Below are 19,137 nucleotides of genomic sequence, written 5' to 3' on the forward strand. Positions count from 1 at the left end.
ATGCGCGCCTGGTACCGCAATTTCGATATCTCGCTCATGCTCACGTGGATCGGACTGGTCTGCGTGGGGCTCGTGGCGATCTATAGTTCGACGCGCGGCGGGGCGCAGGAGTATCTGCTGGACAGCGTGCGCTTCAACTTCAATCGCCAGCTGATCTGGGGACTGCTCTGCGCCGTCGGCATCGGCGGCGCGCTGCTGCTGCCGGTGCGGTTCTACCAGACCATCGCCTACCCCTTTTACGGGCTGACGCTGGCGTTGCTGGTCTTCGCGCTCTTCGCCGGCTACGAGGTCAACGGAGCCCGCTCCTGGCTCCGGCTCGGGCCGGTGCAGTTCCAGGTATCGGAGTTCGCCAAGATCGGGACGCTCCTCGCGGTGGCGCAGTACGCCGGCGCCAAGCGGATCGGGGTGAGTCCGCTGCGGCATGGGCTCTACACGATCCTCTTCATCCTGGGCCCCGTGTTCCTCATCATCCTCCAGAACGATACGGGCACGGCGCTCGTCTTTCTGGCGATCATCCCGCTGCTGCTCTACTGGGGCGGTCTTCCGCTGACGCACGTGCTCCTGCTGGTGGCCCCTGGCGTCGCCGGCTACCTGGCGATTGTATACTGGCCGGCGGCCATCGGCTTCACGGTGTTGTTCATGGCGGCGCTCATCGTCCGCAAGCGCGGCTTCATCGCCGTGGCCGTCGCGGCGGTGACCAACGGAGGCATCATCGCGCTCGTCAAATATGCCATCGATGCGGTGCTCAAGCCGCACCACGTGGCGCGGCTGCTGTCCTTCACCAACCCCGAAGCCATCGAGTACCGGTATACCGTCGGTTTCCACCTGGTGCAGTCGAAGGCGGCGATCGGTTCCGGCGGGCTGTGGGGCAAGGGCTTCATGGAAGGCACGCAGACGCAGGGCGCGTACGTGCCCGAGCAGACCACGGACTTCGTCTTCAGCGTGATCGGGGAGGAGTTCGGATTTCTGGGTTCGCTCGTCGTGCTGCTGTTATTCGGTTTTTTGCTGATGCGGCTCGTGGTCGTCGCCGGCCACATCAAGCATCCCTTCGGCAACACCTTTGTCGTGGGCGTCGCCGCGTTTTACCTCGTCCATATTTTCCTCAACATCGGCATGACCACGGGGATGTTGCCGGTCATCGGCATTCCGCTGCCGTTCATCTCCTACGGAGGATCGGCGCTCATCACGGAGTCGATGATGCTCGCCGTCGTCCTCAATCTCCACCTTCGGCGGGACGACTTTTCCATCTACGGGTACTGAATCATGGCCACCCCGGCCGTCGACGATCCGGCGGATATCTTCCTGGCGAGTGCCCGCCGGCTGGCTGATGAAGGGCCGGCGTTGCTGGGGCTCGGGCTCCGCGTGGGGGACTATTCCGACCTGTTTCTGGAGTCTACCGGCGTCGCCATCGTTGTGTGCACGCAGGGCCCCACCGGAGGGCCGGTGTGGAAAAGCCACGAGCGGCAGGACGAAGGACTGGGCGTTCGCATCGCCAGCGCCGAGCGGCAGGGCTTTGCCTGGACGCCGGCCATCGCGCCGCACGCCTGGTCGGAGTCGGTGGCCCGCGCGGCCGAGCAGCTGCAGCAGGCCGTGGGGCAGGTCGCGCCCCGGCCGTTCCACAGTATGCACTGGGATGACCTGGCGCTCCCTCCCGACCCCCCGGATCAGCTGTCGCAACTGGAGGTGCGCGCCCTCCTCCAGGAGTACGCCGACGCGGCCCTGGCGGCGGATGCCGATGTGACGGCCGTGGAGGCCGAGTTTCGCGGCACGACGCGCCGGACGGCGGTGGCGACGAGCGAGGGGGTGTTTGTCGCGCGGGCGACCACCCGCATCGAGGTCCGCGTGTCGGTGACACTGGGCGGAGTGGCCACCGGGTTCAGTTTTCGGGGGTCCTGCACGGGATTCGGTCCCCTGTACATCGAGCCCTCGGAAGCCGTCGCCCTCGAGGCGCTCGAGCATGCCCGCGCGCTCCGCGCGGCGCGGCCGTTGCCCGCCGGCCCGTATGCGGGCGTCGTCGCCGGCGGCTGGGGCGGCGTCCTCGTGCATGAGGCGATAGGGCACGCCCTCGAGGCCGATGTCGCCCTGGGCGAAGCCCGCTCGCGGCTGAAGATCGGCACCCAGGTGGCGCCCGCATCGATCGCCCTTTTCGACGACCCCGCGACGCCGGGCCGGCGGGGCAGCGCCGACTTCGACGACGAGGGCGCGCGCACGGGAGTTACGACACTCATCGAGGCGGGGCAGGTCCATGCCTGGCTCGCGGATCGGGCCTCGTCGGTCCGCTGGGGCATACCGCGCACCGGCAGCGGCCGGCGGCAGGATTTCCGGTATCTGCCGCAGGCGCGGATGAGCAACCTGTGTCTGTCGCCCGGCGCCGACTCGTTCGACAGCCTGATTCACGAACTGGCCGATGGCCTCTACATCCGCCGGCTGGGGGGCGGGCGCTACGACGCGCGAACGGACCGGTACACGGCCGACCTCGTCGAGGCCTATCAGATCGAGCAGGGGCGCGTCGCGGCGCCGGTGCGCGGCGGCCGGCTCGTGGGAACAGGCGCATCCCTGCTGGCCGGAATCCGGGGGATATCCAACGAGATGGACTGGGATGCCGGGCATGGGTTCTGTGAGAAAAAAGGGCAAATTGTGCCCATAGGAACCGCCATGCCGGCGCTGCGGGTCGACGGATTGACGATCGAGCCGGCCGGCTGACCGCCTTTTCCTTGCCGGGAGAACAACCGAACGGGATTGTCGATTAAACGGTGATTGCTGGAATTGTCATCCCTTCTTTGCCAGACCGCTATGCTGCGTGCCATTTCCGATTCGTTATTCGATTTTCTCATCGACGCGTTTCCAGCCAACAGTTCGTATGCGCGTGAGGATTTCGAGCAGGATCCCATGCCTCCTCTGCTGGCGCATTTCCTGACCCAGACCCTTCATCACCGCCTCGACACCGAAGTCGAGCAGCTGCGCGGCGTACGCACCACGTGGTTCGATTACGACCACGAAGAGGTGCAGCGCGCCTACAAACATTTTGTGGCCTCGCTCGCCAACCACTCGATCATCCCCGAAGAGGAGTGGCGCGGCACCCTGAAACGCGCCTCGAAGGTGGTCCTCGCGCACCTCATCCTGCCCGCCCACACCCTGGTCGAGTTTGTTTTTCGGGATGATGAACAGCCGCTCATGGCGCCGGTCATCTACAAACAGCTCAGCTATTTTGCGGCGTACCCGTACCTCCGGGAGGCGGTGGAGACCTTCATGACCCGCCGCGGGATGGACCAGATCGATCGCAACCGGTTCGCATCGCTGCTGTCGCAGATCGACCGGCACATGACGGCCGAGTTTTCATCGGACGACTGGCTCCGCCTGCTGCGGCCGTTGTTCGACCTCATGAACCGCATCCCCGAGACGCGCGGGCAGGGTGTTCCGATCGAACTCCTGAGCATGTATTTCGGGGATAAGGACGCCTACGACATCCAGGGCCGGCTCCAGGTGGAGAAGGAAGTGCGCCGCGTCAGCAGCCTCAACGAGGAGTCGCTGCGCAAGGTGCTCGACGGCTCCGTCGAACCCTTCGAGCAGGCTGCCGCCACGACGCTTTTTGCGCCGGCCCCCGAGCCCGAGGAGCCCGCCAGGGAGCCCGAGCCCGTAGCCGTGAAGGCGCCCGCGGCCGACCCGACGCCCGTCGAGGCGCCGCCGCCGCCCTCGGTGGCGAAAGCGCCTGCGCACGAGCAAAAGCCGCTCTGGCAGCAGTTCCAGCAAGCCAACGGGGGATCCAAGCCCTCCGCTCCGCCGGCGGCCCAGCCGGCCAGTCCGGCGCCCCAGCCCGATGCGGCGGTGCCGCTCTGGCAGCGATTCCAGAAGCCGGCCGACGCGAAAAAAGAGACGCCGCCGGCTCCAGCGCGCGAAAATGGGCATGTCGCCGCGCCGGCCCGGCCGCAGCCGGCCCCCCAGGCCCCGGCAACCGCGCCGGCCTATACGCCGACGCTCCAGGATCTGGCCCAACTCGAGCGCCAGGTGCTCGGGGCGCAGGGGATGACGAATCGCAGCGTGTTTATCGAACACCTCTTCATGGGTTCGAGCGCCGACTACGCCAAAACCCTCAACGAACTCCGCCACGTGCCCGATTGGGCTCAGGCGTCGCAGCTGATCGCCGACCGCGTTTTCAAGCGCCACCAGGTCAATATCTATAGCCCGGCGGCGCTCATGTTTACGGAAAGCGTCGAAGCCCAGTATCGGAAATCGCGGTAAGCAGGCCATCATGCACGACAATACCTCCCGGCTACAGGATCTGGATAGACGACGCGAAGAAGCGCGCCTGGGCGGCGGCGCGGAGCGCATCGCCCAGCAGAAAGCCAAGGGCAAGCTCACGGCGCGCGAACGGATCGATATCCTGCTGGATGAGGGCTCGTTTGAGGAACTCGGCGCCTTCGTTCGCCACGACGCCGTCGACTTCGGCCTCGCGGCGAATCGCCCCGCCGGCGACGGGGTCGTGACGGGCTACGGCACCATCGACGGCCGGCTCGTGTACGTGTTCAGCCAGGACTTCACCGTGTTCGGCGGCTCGCTCGGCCTCGCGCATGCCAACAAGATCGTCAACATCCTGGAGCTGGCGCTGGCCAACGGCGCTCCGGTAATCGGATTGAACGACTCCGGCGGCGCGCGCATCCAGGAAGGCGTGGTGTCGCTCGGCGGGTATGCCGACATCTTTCTGCGCAACACCCTGGCCTCCGGCGTGGTGCCGCAGATCTCCGCCATCATGGGGCCGTGCGCCGGCGGTGCCGTCTACAGCCCGGCCCTGACCGATTTTGTGTTCATGGTCAAAAAGACGAGCTATATGTTCGTCACGGGCCCCAACGTCGTCAAGACGGTCACGCACGAGGAAGTGTCGAGCGAGGAGCTCGGCGGCGCCGATACCCACGCATCCAAGAGCGGGGTGGCCCACTTTGCCTGCGCGAACGATGTCGAATGCCTGCAGCAGATCCGGACCCTGCTCGGTTATATGCCGCAGAATTGCGACGAGCCGGCGCCGTTTGTCGCGTCGTCCGATCCGATCGATCGCGCGCCGGCGGACCTGGACGCCCTCATCCCCGACAGCCCGAACAAACCGTACGACATCAAGGATGTGATCCGGGCAGTGGTCGATACGGATTCGTTTTTTGAGGTGCACGAGGCCTTCGCCGCCAACCTGGTGGTCGGGTTCGCGCGCCTGGGCGGGCGCTCGGTGGGCATCGTCGCGAACCAGCCGGCCGTGCTGGCCGGCGTGCTGGATATCGACGCGTCGCGCAAGGGCGGGCGCTTCGTCCGGTTCTGCGACGCGTTCAACATCCCGCTGGTCGTATTCGAGGATGTGCCCGGTTTCCTGCCGGGGACGGATCAGGAGTGGCGCGGCATCATCCGCGACGGCGCCAAGCTGCTCTATGCGTTTTGCGAGGCGACCGTGCCCAAGATCACCGTCATCACCCGCAAAGCCTACGGCGGCGCCTACGATGTCATGAACTCGAAACACATCCGGGGCGATCTGAACTTCGCCTGGCCCAGCGCGGAAATCGCCGTCATGGGCCCCAAGGGGGCGGTCGAGATCATCTACCGGAAACAAATCGCGGCGGCGGACGACCCGGCCCGGGTGGAAGAAGCCTTTATCAACGAGTATCGCGACACGTTCGCCAATCCCTATGTGGCGGCTGGCAAGGGCTATGTGGACGATGTCATCAAACCCAGCGAGACGCGGTTCCGCTTGATCCGGGGGCTGGAGATGCTCAAAAACAAGGCCGTCGTGAATCCGAAACGCAAGCACGGCAATATCCCGCTCTGACGCTGGGGATGCGCGCCAAAGACCCGGGCCGTGTGAGCCGGCGCTACTTGCATTAAAATCGGTCAGTCGCTATTCTTTGGAGACAGCTCCAAACGCTTGCCTTTTTTGAGGATACGGCGACACCAGGCCGTCTTCCCCCGCGGTACCGTAAGAACTCTGTCACGCATGAAGCGCCTCGTCCAGCAAACTCTGGCCACCACCCTGGTTTTGCTCCTTGCCTTCGGCCACGCATCGGCTCAGGATACCGATACGGGGCTATTGCCGGAGCTCGCAGCCTTTACGTTGCCTCATCTGGGCACGGCTCCGTCGCTGCCGGCGCAGGCCGTCCCGTTTTACCAGCCGCCCCGCGTCTTCCTGGATCAGCCGGACCTGGCTCCGCTGGATTCGCTGGATGAAAAAAGCCGGCTTCGCCGGATGGGCAACCTTTACCGCTACCAGGGCGAACTGCTCGACGCGCAGGCGCGCGAAGACCATGAAGTGGTCGAGGCGCTTTTCGATCGCATCATGACCGAGATCGCGGTGATCGCGCGCGCCCCCGACGCCCTCGACGATCCGCGCTTCAAGGAGCTGTACCGGAGCGTCGTCACCGAATACGAGAGTTATTATGGCTTCCCCGACACGCTGTACATCCAGCAGGGCGACATCTTCGCGTGGCGGGAAACCGCGTTCGAGGCGCTGAACGAAAACGACCTGCCGCCCCTGGCGTCCATCGATCTGCCGGAAATCGACATTGCGTCGACCGAAATCAGCATGCAGATCAACGAGCAGGTGCGCAACAGTATGGTGTTCCTGCTCACCGAGCCCGAGCGCCACATCAACCACTGGCTCTCGCGCGCCGAAACGTATTTCCCGATGGTCGAGAAGATCCTCGAGGAAGAGGGCGTGCCCGACGAGCTGAAGTATCTGGCGATGATCGAAAGCGGCCTCAACCCCCGCGCCCGCAGCTGGGCGCGCGCCGTCGGGATGTGGCAGTTTGTGAAGGCCACCGGCTACGCGTACGACCTGACGGCGAACGGCTGGGTTGATGAGCGCATGGACCCCGAGAAGGCGACCCGGGCCGCCGCGCGGCATCTCAAGGATCTGCACCGGATGTTTGGCGACTGGCAGCTCGCGCTCGCCGGCTACAACTTCAGCCCCGGCAAGCTGCGCCGGTATTTGCGCCAGGCCGAAGCCCAGCTCGGCCACCCGGCCACGTTCTGGGACGTCTACCACCGGCTGCCCCGGGAGACGCGCAATTACGTGCCGATGTTTATCGCCACGGCGCTGCTGGCCTCGAACCCGGAAGCCTATGGGCTGGAACAGGGGGTCGAACCCGGGCCGAGCTATCAGTACGATCTCGTGCCGGTCCAGGGCGCGCTCTCGCTGGAGGAAATCGCCGACATGGCCGGCACCGACGTGCCGACGCTGAAAGCGCTGAACCCGGAATTGCTCGGGCAGACGCTGCCGCCCTCTCAGAGCCCCTATTTCATCCGGCTGCCGCTGCACAGCTACGACCGGTTCGCCGAAGGATATCGCCATCTCCCCGTCGCCGCCAAGCGCGCCGCGAGCCAGCACGTGGTCCGGCAGGGCGAAACGATCGGGCAGATCGCGCGCCGCTACGGGGTGAATGTGTCGACGCTGATGCGCAAGAACGGGCTGCACAGCACGACGATCCGGATCGGCCAGACGCTCGTCGTGCCGACGACCGACTACTCCGGCGGCCTCCAGGTCGGCGATGCCCAGCCGATGCGGGTGCAGTACGGCATGCGCGCCTCGCGGGTCATCATGCCCCGCATCGTCGAGCCGCTGGATGTGGATCGGCTCATCGCGCAGACGACCGAGCAGGCGAAGGAGGCGCGGATGGCCCTGATCAGCGAAGTCGAGGCGGAAGCCCAGGCGAAGCAGGCAGCCGGCGAAGCGGACGATGCCGCCGAAAAAACCCCTCCGAGCCGCATCGTCTACCGCGTGCGCCGCGGCGATACGCTCATCGGCATCGCGAAGCAGTACAGCGTAACGGTGACCCAGCTGCGGAGCTGGAACGGCATCCGCAGCAACCTGCTCCAGATCGGCCAGCGCCTCACGATATACCCCCCCACGTCCCCCTGATACTTTTTCCCGCGAACCGACCGAGATTGGTAGGGTCTTTGCGCTGGGCTGCCGTGCGATAGGCGGGTCCCAGCCGGGCCTTTGACGCGACGCATACGGCCGGATCGTAGTGGTCTATGCAGGAAGAAGTAAAATGGCCGCCTCCGGTCGATGACGTGTGCTTTCAGGTACCCGCATCTCAGCCAGCAGTCAGTCGTGTTCTGGCAACCGAGACGTATCAACATGATACGCAGACTCGCCCGGGCGACGCGACCCCCCTCCAGAAATCGTGATGAATCAATTTAACCGTACGAGGCAGTCGATATGACGACGCAGAATAACAATGTTATGGGCCAGCTGAAAGACAAATTGCTTTCGGCCTCGCAGGACGACATCAAGCGGCTGGTCAGCGAGGCGCAGAACGAAGCCCTTCAGGAAGCCAAGACGATGTTGAAGGAGCGCATGCTCGAAGCGATCCTCAAGGATGCGATTGCGAAGGTGAACCGGCTCAATCCGGAGCCTTCCGTTCTGATCGTGGACGAGCATAGCGAAAACTGATACCGCCTACCCGCCGCCGGCGACGGCGCTCCGGGGTACCGATCAGGCTACAGGAACCGGCAAGGCGTCAGGCGGCACTGCCTTTGCCTGAGCGTACGGCATTGCCAGCAGGCGCACCGTAAGGCGCTTAGGTGCTGTTTTGCCGTCGCAGCGGGAAAGAATCCACCGCCTCGCCGGCAGGTTCTTCCGCATCGCGACAGACCGACCGCCGACGTGTGCAAAGAAAAATTCATTGTAATCACGCTGTGCCGGCGGAGTGTAACGAAGGATTTGAACAAGGCCCCTGGCGGCCGTGCAGCTATCGCTGGAATTGAAAAATAAAGCCGTCCCCCCTCTTTCAGGTGGAAACTGAGAGGCGATGGGCCCATAGTGCACAACTTACCCGTAGGTGTCTTACCACTTAAGCGATCAACCACGAGGGTATAAGCCCATGAACAACCAGACCACACAACTTATCGAGCAGTTGAAGGATAAGCTCGTGAAGGCTTCGGATGAGCTGATCATTCGGATCATCCAGGAAGCGCGTGACGAGGCGCTCGTCGAAGCCAAGGCGATGCTCAAGGAGCGCATGCTTCAGGCGATTCTTGAGAGCGCGGCCGAGGATCAGGCGCCGGCGCCGGCTTCGGCCAAGAACAACGCCAAGCCGCAGACTTCCGGCGGAACCTGGTTCCAGCCGCAACCCTCCATGTAACTCCGGGCCCATCGACGGCTCGGAACATGCCGGTAGTTTGGTATGGACTCTCCAGAGACGCTCGGCATCATTGAACGCTTCCAGCATCGGTTCGTCCGCCACCACGCGGAAGACATCCGGCGCCTCATCGATGAGTCGCGCCTCGAAGCGCTTGCCGACGCCAAGGCGATCTTTAGAAAACGCACCTTCGAGCAGTTGCTCGTTCATCTGGAGGGTCAGTCCCCGGATCCGAACGCGTCTTTCCCCCCCACACGCGACGACGCTCCCGTCAGGGATGAAGCACGCAGCCAGCAGGCCGCAACGGAACTGAATGACCTGCGCGCCCAGATTGCGCGGAATGAGGAACTCCTCAGCCAGACTACGTCAGACAACACCCTCTGAGCGGGGTATCGCGCCGCTCCGGGGCTCGGGCCCGAATTGATTTTCCCTAGGAAGAGGCAAGGCCGTGGCATCGTCATCTGCAGGGATGCACAGCTGGTTGCTCGGTCCTTCGTTGAGCCACTATTTGCGGGTTCGACCGGAGGAGCGGTCGCCGGCTGCGCCGCCCGAAGCAAGCCTGCAGGAAACCAAGCAGCTGCTCAAGGAGCATCTGCTGGATAGCATCTTCGAGCGCGCGCTCGACGGGATGGAGCCCCATGCGCCGCCGCCACCACCACCTCCCCCGCCGCCACCTCCGCCTTCGCCTTCCAGGCAGAACGCCTTCGAAATCGTCGCCGAGACGCAGACGCTCCCGAAGCCGATACCCATCGGCTATTACGTCTACGCCATCACGCTCTACACGCCGGATCTGTGGCTCGCCGAGCGCGGCGTCGATCCGACCTACCCGATCTACCGCTATCCCTTCGGCAAGGCCCAGGCCCTGATCAGCAAGGTCTCACTCGACGAGTTCGGCGAACGGGCGCTCCAGCTCAATCTCAACGACCAGGCCTGGTTCAGAGACACCGTCGAGAAACACAACCGCGTGCTGGCGGCCGTCCAGTCGCAGGGCCCCATCGTTCCGATGCGCGTCTGCACGATTTGCGATAGCCTCGAAAGCCTCAAGGCGTTTCTCAAGGAGCACTACGACGATTTCATCATGACCCTCGGCGTCATCGAGGGCAAGATGGAATGGGAACTCCAGGTGCACTGCAACGAGCGGAAATTGCGATTGCTCACCGAAAAGGCCAGCAACCGCGTGCGAGCACTCCAGGCCGAGATGGTCGGCAAGCCGGCCGATCAGGCGCGCGCCCTGAAGGGCGAACTGGAACGCGTGGTCGCCGAGGAAACGCGCGCGGTCTGCCGGGCGTGCATCCGCCACAGCAACGGCGCCCTGACCGGCTATGCCGACGGCACCGCGATCATTCCGGTGAGCGCGGACCGGACCCAGCAGGGGATGCGCCTCATCTTCAACGCCGCCTATCTCGTCAATCCCGAGCATACGGACAGCTTCGCGCGGCAGGTAGAGCAACTCCAGAAATCCTACGAATCCCTCGGCTTCGAATTCGCGCTCAACGGCCCCATGCCGGCCGTCCACTTTCCCGAAGCCGCCGAGACCGCGCCTTCGCTCGCCAAGGCGGCGCCGGCCTTGCTGGCCTCCTGACTCCCTTCGCGCTATCCGTTCGTTCCGGGAGCCGCGAAGACCCTGTCCCATCCGACCGGGTACACCGAAGCCGGCGCACGAAACAGCGCCTCCTGCCCTAGTCGAAGGCGTATTCTACCCGCCCCTGTATCTCGCGATTGTGGCTTTCAGGGAGGACCTGTAGTTTCATCGCGGATCGAGGCCGCGGCATCGGCGCGAAGAAGGCGTGCTTGCAGGTCTGGATTATCCCCGATTTTCCCTCCCTCAACAGAGAGACACGCATGCGACGGCGTCGATATCTCACACTCGTCCTGGCATTCCTGGTCTCTGCGATGTCCGGCCCCATCCAGGCCCAGCCGGCGCGTCCGCATCGCGTCGTGGTGTTGACCGATATGGAGGCCGATCCGGACGATTCGCAGTCGCTCGTGCGGCTCTTGCTCTACGCGAACCAGATCGATATCAAAGGCCTCATCGCCACGACCTCGGTGCACCAGCCGGCGAAGGTGGTGCCCGAGACCATCCATCAGATCATCGATGCCTACGGCAAGGTGCGGCCCAACCTGCTGCGTCATGAACCGGGCTACCCGAGTGCGGAACAGCTCCACGCCCTGGTCTCTCAGGGGCTTCCCGTATCCGGTATGGCCGGCGTCGGCGAGGGGCACGACTCCGAGGGGTCGGAATGGATCATTCGGGAGCTCGAGCAGGGGGACGACCGCCCGCTGTGGATTTCGGTGTGGGGCGGCCCGAACACGCTGGCGCAGGCGCTCTGGAAGCTCAAATCGACCCGCAGCGCCGGCGAGCTGCAGCGGCTCGTCGCCAAGCTCCGTGTCTATACGATTTCCGATCAGGACGACAGCGGCCACTGGATGCGCGACACGTTTCCGGACCTCTTCTACATCGTGAGTCCGGGTTCCTATGGAACGGCGACATGGGCCGGCATCAATCGGTATGTTGAAGGCGCCAATAACGACGTATTCAGCAACGCCTGGATCGCCGAGCAGATCCAGCAGCATCACGGGCCCCTGGGCGCTGCGTACCCCGACGTGGCCTACGGCATGGAGGGCGACACACCAGCCTATCTCTCCCTGATCCCGAACGGACTCAGCGACCCCGAACGGCCGGAGATCGGCGGGTGGGGCGGACGATACGAATACTACCTGCCGGCTCCGCCGGCCGCACCGGCGAATCCGCGTTTCGCTGCCCGTTTCTTCATCCAGCCGGAGACCCGCGCGATATGGACCAACGCCGAAGATACCTACGTTCCGCGCGTCCCTTCCGGCTGGGGACGCGCCATCCGGCCAGACACCGCCTCGTTCACGAGCAACCAGGTGACCCTGTGGCGGTGGCGCGAGGATTTTCAGCACGACTTCGCCGCGCGGATGGACTGGACGGTCGAGCCCTACGAACGCGCCAACCATCCACCCGTGCCCCGGCTCGGTCATTCGGATAGCCTCACCGTTCGCTCCGGGGAAGTCTTTGGGCTGAACGCCGCCGGCACCACGGATCCCGACGGCGATTCCATGAGCTACTGGTGGTTTCAGTATCCCGAGGCCGGTACGTACGACGGACTGATCTCATTTGCGCCGCTCTCGGAGAACCTCTACTTCGTGCATACCATCACGGCGCCGGAAGTGGACAGCCCTCAGACCGCCCACTTCATCCTCCGGGTGACGGATAAGGGCACGCCGTCTCTTTCCCGCTACAAGCGCGTCGTGGTGACCATCCTGCCCCGCTGAGCTGCGCCGGCGTCACACGCCTCGATTTCAAGCAGGGCGATCTCGTGGAGTTGCGGCCGTTCGTCCTGGACGCAGTGACTCATCCCCTGGGGGATGCGACACCTCCGCTCATCAACGCTTTCATGTATTCGCGCCGCATGATGGCGATGCCGGCAATCGAGATGCCTTTGGGGCACACCGCCTCGCATTCGCCGTGGTTCGAGCAGTCGCCAAAGCCTTCCTGCTCCATCTGACCGACCATCGAGAGCACGCGTCGCTTGCTCTCGGGCGCTCCCTGGGGCAGCAGCGCCAGGTGCGACACCTTGGCGCCCACGAACAGCGAAGCCGAGGCATTCGGGCAGGCCGCCACGCAGGCGCCGCACCCGATGCAGGCCGCGAAGTCGAAAGCGGCTTCTGCCTTGTCCTTCTCGACGGGCAACGTATTGGCGTCCGGCGCGCTGCCGGCGTTGACCGAGACGTAGCCGCCGGCCTCGATGATGCGGTCGAAGGCGCTGCGATCCACCACGAGGTCGCGGATGACCGGAAACGCCGCGGCGCGCCAGGGCTCGACCGCAATCGTGTCGCCGTCCTTGAATTCGCGCATGTGCAACTGGCAGGTGGCCGTGCGGGCGCGGGGGCCGTGGGCCTGGCCGTTGATCATCATGTTGCACGAGCCGCAGATGCCCTCACGGCAGTCGTGGTCGAACTCGACCGGCTCCTTGCCTTCCTTGATCAGCTTCTCGTTCAAGAGGTCGAACATCTCCAGGAAAGACATCTCCTGACTGACGTCGTCGAGCGAATAGGTCTCGAACTTGCCGGCTGTATTCGGGCCGGCCTGCCGCCAGACGTTGAGTGTGATGCGCATAACGGTCTAAAGCTATCGTGTTCGGGCAGATTCGGGGAGGCGGGCGGAGCTTATTTGTAGCTGCGCTGCGTGAGCGCGACGTTTTCGAATTCGAGCGGCTCCTTGATCATGTTCGCCGGCCCTCCGGGCTGGTATTCCCAGGCGGCGGCGTAGGCGTAGTCGTCGTCGTTGCGGAGCGCCTCGCCCTCGGGGGTCTGGTACTCCTCGCGGAAGTGACCGCCGCAGGATTCCTCGCGCTGGAGGGCATCCCTGGCCATGAGTTCGCCGAGTTCCATGAAGTCGGCCACCCGGCCGGCGAACTCGAGGTTCTTGTTCAGCGCGTCCTGGCGACCCGGGATCGTGACGTCGTCCCAGAACGAGGCCCGCATGGCCGCGATCTCGTCGATGGCCTTCGTGAGGCCCTCGCGCGTGCGCGACATGCCGACATAGTCCCACACGATCCGGCCGAGGTCGCGGTGAAATTCGAGCACCGTGCGCTTCTTGCTGCCGCTGAAGAGGCGGTCGATCGTGCCCTGGGCGGAGGCCTCCGCTTCGGCGAAGGCGTTGTCGTTCGGGTCGATGCCGCCGGCGGGCGAGCCGGCGAGGTATTGCCCCAGCGTGTACGGGATGATGAAGTAGCCGTCCGCCAGACCCTGCATCAGGGCGCTGGCCCCGAGCCGGTTGGCGCCGTGATCCGAGAAGTTCGCCTCGCCGAGCGCGAACAGACCGGGCACGGTCGTCATCAGATTGTAATCCACCCAGAGCCCGCCCATGGTGTAATGGACGGCCGGGTAGATGCGCATCGGCACCTCGTAGGGGTTTTCGTCGGTGATGCGCTCGTACATCTCGAAGAGGTTGCCGTAGCGCGCCGCGATCGTGTCGCGGCCGAGCCGCTTGATGGCGTCGCGGAAATCGAGGTATACCGCAAGCTGGGTCGTGCCTACGCCCCGGCCCTCGTCGCAAACCTGTTTGGCGTTGCGCGACGCCACGTCGCGTGGCACGAGGTTGCCAAAGCTGGGATACTTCTTTTCGAGGTAGTAGTCGCGTTCCTCTTCCGGAATCTGGAGCGGCGGCCGTTTGTCGCCCACGTTTTTCGGCACCCAGACGCGTCCGTCGTTCCGGAGGCTCTCGCTCATGAGGGTGAGCTTCGACTGGTAGTCGCCGGAGACGGGGATGCAGGTCGGATGGATCTGCGTGAAGCAGGGGTTCGCGAACAGGGCGCCGCGTTTGTAGCACCGCCACGCCGCCGTGACGTTGGAGTTCTTGGCGTTGGTCGACAGGTAATAGACGTTGCCGTAGCCGCCCGTGCAGAGCAGGACGGCGTCGCCGTGATGGCGTTCCAGCTTGCCCGTGACGAGGTTGCGGGTGATGATGCCGCGGGCGCGGCCGTCGATCGTCACCAGGTCCAGCATTTCCTGACGCGGCAGCATCTGGACCTTGCCGGCCTGCACCTGCCGGCTCAGCGCGCTGTAGGCGCCCAGGAGCAGCTGCTGGCCCGTCTGGCCACGCGCATAAAACGTGCGGGAGACCTGTGCGCCGCCGAACGACCGGTTCGAGAGCAGGCCGCCGTATTCGCGCGCGAACGGCACGCCCTGCGCCACGCACTGGTCGATGATGTTGTTGCTGATCTGCGCGAGCCGGTACACGTTGGCTTCGCGGGCCCGGTAGTCGCCGCCCTTGATCGTGTCGTAGAACAGGCGCCAGACGCTGTCGCCGTCGCCCGGATAGTTCTTGGCCGCGTTGATGCCGCCCTGCGCCGCGATGCTGTGCGCGCGCCGGGAGGAATCCTGGATGCAGAACGCCTTCACGTTGTACCCCAGTTCGGCCAGCGTGGCCGCGGCAGAGGCGCCGGCCAGGCCGGTGCCCACGACGAGCACGGTGTATTTACGTTTGTTGTTCGGGCTGACCAGCTTGATGTTTTTCAAGTACTGGTTCCACTTCGTTTCGAGCGGCCCCGAAGGGATTTTGGCGTCGAGTGTCATTACGCATTACCTCCCGTGAAAAAGATCCACAGCGGCAGAACGAGGAAGCCCAGCGCGACCAGCAGGGCGATGATTCCGCCGATGCCGTACACAACCGGGGTCAACCGTGGATTCATGGCCCCGAGCGACTGCAGCGCGCTCCACACGCCGTGCCTCAGGTGAGCCCCCAGCAGCAGCATGACGGCCACGTAGCTGAAGGTGTAGATGGGGCTCTGGAATGTTTCCGTCATCAAACGGGCCAGGTCGCGCATCGGCACGCCGTCTACCACTGTTTCGTAGTGTATGCCGAACTTGAAGGTCTTCAGGTGGATGACCAGAAAAACCAGCAGCACGATGCCGGAGATGATCATGGTGCGGGAGCTGAGGGACTGCATGCTCGGCGATCCCTTGGAGGCGTAGCGGGCATAACCGACCGGCCGCGCCTGGCGCTTGCCGATGGCGATACGCACCCCCTGCACGATGTGGATGACAAAAAACGCCACCAGGCCGGCTTCGATGACATAGAGCAGTTCGCCGAAGCTCGCCAGGAAGTAGGCGTACTCGTTGTAGGCGTCTGAACTCTTGAAATAGGACAGGTTGCCCAGCATGTGTTCGAGCACGAACACGACGAGGCCCAATCCTGTGATACCCGTCAGCACCTTTTTCCCGACCGCCGATGAAAACATCGACGGCTTTTTGGGCGCCTTCTGATCAACAGTGGTTTTCATAGCGCGTATGGCTAGCCATTTCCTTAAAAAGCCGGTCCCTTAAATTGCCGGGGTATGATACGGCACGGCGGTATGAAAATACGGCTGCCGGCCGGGCTTTTTTCGTCAGACTACCCGCCGCGGCGCCTCCGAAACCATGTTTCGAAAAAAATTGATAGTGGCGGCCGGCGACGCGCGCCCCTCATCCGCCCGGAAACCGGCGCAGGGCGCGGGATCATTTCGTTTCGGCCGGCGATTAAAACGGCTTAAGCGCTGTAAGCCAAAGATCCCGCGCTCCAGCTCGGGCGACTCTCTTTGACCCACCGAATCGAATCGCGCCGCAGGTCGATCTGGCCTGCCGGCACGCTGCAATCTGGTGCAAAAGGACGACCGAAAGCGCTATTCGCGACGCTCCCAAGGCGCAGCGACAAATTTGAAAGGCTACAAGCCGTGTTGCGTTGCGTACCGCGGCCGTGTGGGTGAGAACTTGCGAATCTGCGTTTAGCCCATCCGTAGCATCTTCGAGTTTATGATTGTGAATCACGTAGTTCGGGTGAGTCTGGCTTTGATGAGCCAGCTCCTCACCCATCTCAAGACCTCTTTATTATCTTCTTGTCGAGCGTGCACCCAGCACCTCTCGAACTGGCTGATTTCCGTCTTGCCAAGCGGGCCAGTGTGGACTGCCCGCTCCACCACCTTGTCCGATTGGGGCGTCGTTAGGGTTCCTGTTCCCTGCGCCCGCTTATCGTCCAGCAGGATGCCCGGAGAGCCTCCACTCCGCCGACGTGCGCCTGCTCGAGCAGGCTATCGGATCGCCAGTTCGCCAGGTGTGCGCGCCAGCACACTGTATGCAGAAAGAAATCATTATCAATGCGGAGAAGAATCAGACGCGCATCGCGCTGATCGAGAACGGCGAGCTGGTCGAGCTGTACATTGAGGACCCCGAAAATGAGCGCACATTAGGCGACATCTACCTGGGTCGCGTCCGTCGCACGATGTCGAGCATCCAGGCTGCATTTATCGACATCGGGCAGAAGCAAGACGCCTTTCTCCATTTCTCCGATCTGGCTGACAACCTGCCCGAGTGGCTCGAACTGCTCGAACAGGAATCCCCTAGCGTTCAAAAGAGCGTCGATTCCGGCGCGCGCTCGGCCAACTCGCGGCTCGCGCAGCGCCGGCGGCCCCGCGGCCAGAAAAGCGGCTCCGATCGCGACGACGACGAACTGGAGGTGACCGATCTCGACGATGTCGAGGATGAGCCGGAAGACGAGCCCCGCGAGGGCGACAGCCGCGCCGAGGGCGATGACGGCGACGACGGCGCGGATTCGGACAAGCCGAGGTCCCGCGCCGGCAACCGCTCCCGCGGACGCCGCCGCTCCGCGCAACAGCGGTCCCGCAGCCGGTCGGAAGATCAGGAACAGCCCCGCGGTCGCCGCCGGGATAACCGGCCCCCGCGCGAAGAAAGCCCCGAAGACATGCCGGCCGATGCCGCCGTCGCCGAGGCCCCCGAAACGCCGGCCGATAGCCCCGAATTACCCGTCGCGCTCGACGGGGTGCCGGACGCCGCCGATGTCGTCGAGCCCGTCGATGCGGTGGAGGAAGCGGAAGAGGTAGAGGTAGAGCGGGAAGAACGCAAGGCCCCTCGAGAACCGCGTGAAGCCCGTGAGCCGCGTGAACAGCGGGGCCGCAATCAGCGCGGCCCCCGCGAGGATCGGCAGTCCGCCGAAAAACGCGTGCTTTCGCCCGAGGCGTACCTCAAGCGCGACCGCCCGATCCTGGTCAAGATCGTCAAGGAGCCCATCTCGGCCAAAGGAAGCCGCGTATCGACGGACATCTCGCTCGCCGGCCGCTTCCTGGTCCTCGTGCCCCTCGCGAATTATGTGGCGGTATCCAAAAAAATCTATTCCTACAAGGAGCGCCGCCGGCTTCGGGCCCTGGCCAAGAGCCTGCTCCCCGAAGGCTTCGGCGTGATCGTCCGCACCGTCGCCGAAGGGAAAAAAGCGAAGGAACTGGATACCGACCTCCGTCTGCTGCTCGACAAATGGCGGAAGATCGAAAAGAAATTGCAGGGGTCGCCCCGGCCGCCCCTCGTCGTCCATGAAGACGTCAACATGGCGTCGTCCGTCATTCGTGACCTGTTTTCGGACGATTACGATCGAATCTTGATCGATGAACCCAAGCTGTTCCGCAACGTCAAGAACTACGTGCAGGCCATCGCGCCGCACATGGTGCCGGCGGTCCAGCAACACAAAGGGAAGAAACACATCTTCCAGGAGGCCCGCATCGCGCGCGAAGTCCAACAAGCGTTCGAAAGTCGCGTAGATCTGCCCTCGGGCGGCTACCTGTTTATCGAACACACCGAGGCGATGCACGTCGTCGACGTCAACTCGGGCCGTGCCGGCCGCGGGCTCTCCCAGGAGGACAACTCGCTCAAGGTCGACCTCGAGGCCGTGCAGGTCATCGCCCGACAGGTCCGCTTGCGCGACCTCGGGGGCATCATCGTGGTCGACTTTATCGATCTCCGGCTCGACAAGAACCGGAAAAAGGTCTACAACGAACTCCGCAAAGCCTTCCGAAAGGATCGCGCCGTCACCAAGGTGCTGCCGATGAGCGACTTCGGGCTCATCGAAATCACCCGCCAGCGGCTTCGTCCGAGCATCACCAAGACCTTCGCGCCCAGCGCGGGCGCAGTCGTCATGGTGGGCGAGGCGGACGTGACGCCGGCGCCTCCCGGCGCGGCGCCCGACGCGGTGTCGATCGAGGCGGCCCCGGTCGTCGAACGCGAGGATCCGATACCGATGGATGTGCAGACGTTCCTCGATAAGGTGGAGCGCTGGATCCAGAAGTACAAGGAAAAGAAGGAAGGGCGCACGGTGCATCTGCTCGTGCATCCGTTCACCGAAGCGTACCTCACGCGGCATCTGCTCTCGATCCGCCGCCGCTGGTTCTTCAAATACGGGATCAGCGTGCATGTGCGCGGCGACGAAAAGATGGCGCCGTTCCGGTACCGTTTCCTCGATCCACGCACCGGCAAACCCTTCAGAAACGATCGGCGCCGCGGCAAAAAAAATCGCGTTGAAGAAGCCAAGCCGGCTGTCGTAGATTAGGCGCTGACGGAACGTTGCGGCCAGGGCACGACCCTCGAGGGTCCAGGAGCCCCATGCCCTGCGGCCTGGAACCAGGCTGACGAACGATCCGCGCTGGAATATGCAGCCATCGCCCGGGGTCCGGTTGCC

The 19,137-nt window shown here is 64.1% G+C and carries 14 protein-coding genes; 11 read left to right on the forward strand and 3 right to left on the reverse strand.

Annotation, left to right across the window (positions count from 1 at the left end):
* The 10 genes from rodA to R2834_16015 all read left to right on the forward strand — a co-directional run bounded on the left by rodA (position 1) and on the right by R2834_16015 (position 12,410).
* A complete protein-coding gene (gene rodA, locus R2834_15970; GenBank protein ID MEZ4701835.1) occupies positions 1 to 1,260 on the forward strand; it encodes a rod shape-determining protein RodA in 1,260 nt (419 codons plus the stop codon).
* A 3-nt stretch (positions 1,261 to 1,263) separates the two neighbouring features.
* Positions 1,264 to 2,703, forward strand: coding sequence for a TldD/PmbA family protein (locus R2834_15975; protein MEZ4701836.1), 1,440 nt, complete (start codon positions 1,264 to 1,266; stop codon positions 2,701 to 2,703).
* A 90-nt stretch (positions 2,704 to 2,793) separates the two neighbouring features.
* On the forward strand, positions 2,794 to 4,239 hold the full coding sequence (locus R2834_15980; GenBank protein MEZ4701837.1) for a hypothetical protein: 1,446 nt from the start codon (positions 2,794 to 2,796) through the stop codon (positions 4,237 to 4,239).
* Between the two features lie 10 nt (positions 4,240 to 4,249).
* Positions 4,250 to 5,803, forward strand: a complete 1,554-nt coding sequence (locus R2834_15985) for an acyl-CoA carboxylase subunit beta (protein ID MEZ4701838.1) — start codon at positions 4,250 to 4,252, stop codon at positions 5,801 to 5,803.
* 165 nt (positions 5,804 to 5,968) lie between these two features.
* Complete coding sequence (locus tag R2834_15990; GenBank protein ID MEZ4701839.1) at positions 5,969 to 7,888, forward strand: LysM peptidoglycan-binding domain-containing protein; 1,920 nt, start codon at positions 5,969 to 5,971, stop codon at positions 7,886 to 7,888.
* A gap of 327 nt (positions 7,889 to 8,215) precedes the next feature.
* Positions 8,216 to 8,425: a hypothetical protein gene (locus R2834_15995; GenBank protein ID MEZ4701840.1), complete on the forward strand. Its 210-nt coding sequence runs from the start codon at positions 8,216 to 8,218 to the stop codon at positions 8,423 to 8,425.
* A 430-nt stretch (positions 8,426 to 8,855) separates the two neighbouring features.
* Positions 8,856 to 9,116: a hypothetical protein gene (locus R2834_16000; protein ID MEZ4701841.1), complete on the forward strand. Its 261-nt coding sequence runs from the start codon at positions 8,856 to 8,858 to the stop codon at positions 9,114 to 9,116.
* A 42-nt stretch (positions 9,117 to 9,158) separates the two neighbouring features.
* Complete coding sequence (locus tag R2834_16005) at positions 9,159 to 9,497, forward strand: hypothetical protein (protein MEZ4701842.1); 339 nt, start codon at positions 9,159 to 9,161, stop codon at positions 9,495 to 9,497.
* Between the two features lie 85 nt (positions 9,498 to 9,582).
* Complete coding sequence (locus R2834_16010; GenBank protein MEZ4701843.1) at positions 9,583 to 10,695, forward strand: GvpL/GvpF family gas vesicle protein; 1,113 nt, start codon at positions 9,583 to 9,585, stop codon at positions 10,693 to 10,695.
* A gap of 260 nt (positions 10,696 to 10,955) precedes the next feature.
* Positions 10,956 to 12,410, forward strand: a complete 1,455-nt coding sequence (locus R2834_16015) for a DUF1593 domain-containing protein (protein MEZ4701844.1) — start codon at positions 10,956 to 10,958, stop codon at positions 12,408 to 12,410.
* Positions 12,411 to 12,489: 79 nt separating this feature from the next.
* On the opposite strand, the gene R2834_16020 is transcribed toward R2834_16015, so the two are convergent.
* From R2834_16020 to R2834_16030, 3 genes are read right to left on the reverse strand one after another with little or no spacing between them, the layout of a single operon-like run.
* Positions 12,490 to 13,254 (reverse strand): succinate dehydrogenase/fumarate reductase iron-sulfur subunit, encoded by a 765-nt coding sequence (locus tag R2834_16020; GenBank protein MEZ4701845.1) that lies wholly within the window; start codon positions 13,252 to 13,254, stop codon positions 12,490 to 12,492.
* A 50-nt stretch (positions 13,255 to 13,304) separates the two neighbouring features.
* Entirely contained in the window at positions 13,305 to 15,215 is a 1,911-nt protein-coding gene (locus tag R2834_16025; protein MEZ4701846.1) for a fumarate reductase/succinate dehydrogenase flavoprotein subunit, read from the reverse strand.
* Entirely contained in the window at positions 15,215 to 15,922 is a 708-nt protein-coding gene (locus tag R2834_16030) for a succinate dehydrogenase cytochrome b subunit (GenBank protein MEZ4701847.1), read from the reverse strand. The genes R2834_16025 and R2834_16030 overlap by 1 nt, the downstream gene beginning before the upstream one ends.
* Before the next feature lie 827 nt (positions 15,923 to 16,749).
* On the opposite strand from R2834_16030, the gene R2834_16035 reads away from it, so the two are divergent.
* On the forward strand, positions 16,750 to 19,008 hold the full coding sequence (locus R2834_16035) for an Rne/Rng family ribonuclease (protein MEZ4701848.1): 2,259 nt from the start codon (positions 16,750 to 16,752) through the stop codon (positions 19,006 to 19,008).
* Positions 19,009 to 19,137: the final 129 nt, after the last annotated feature.

Source organism: Rhodothermales bacterium (assembly GCA_041391505.1).
In the GTDB taxonomy this organism is placed as follows: domain Bacteria; phylum Bacteroidota; class Rhodothermia; order Rhodothermales; family JAHQVL01; genus JAWKNW01.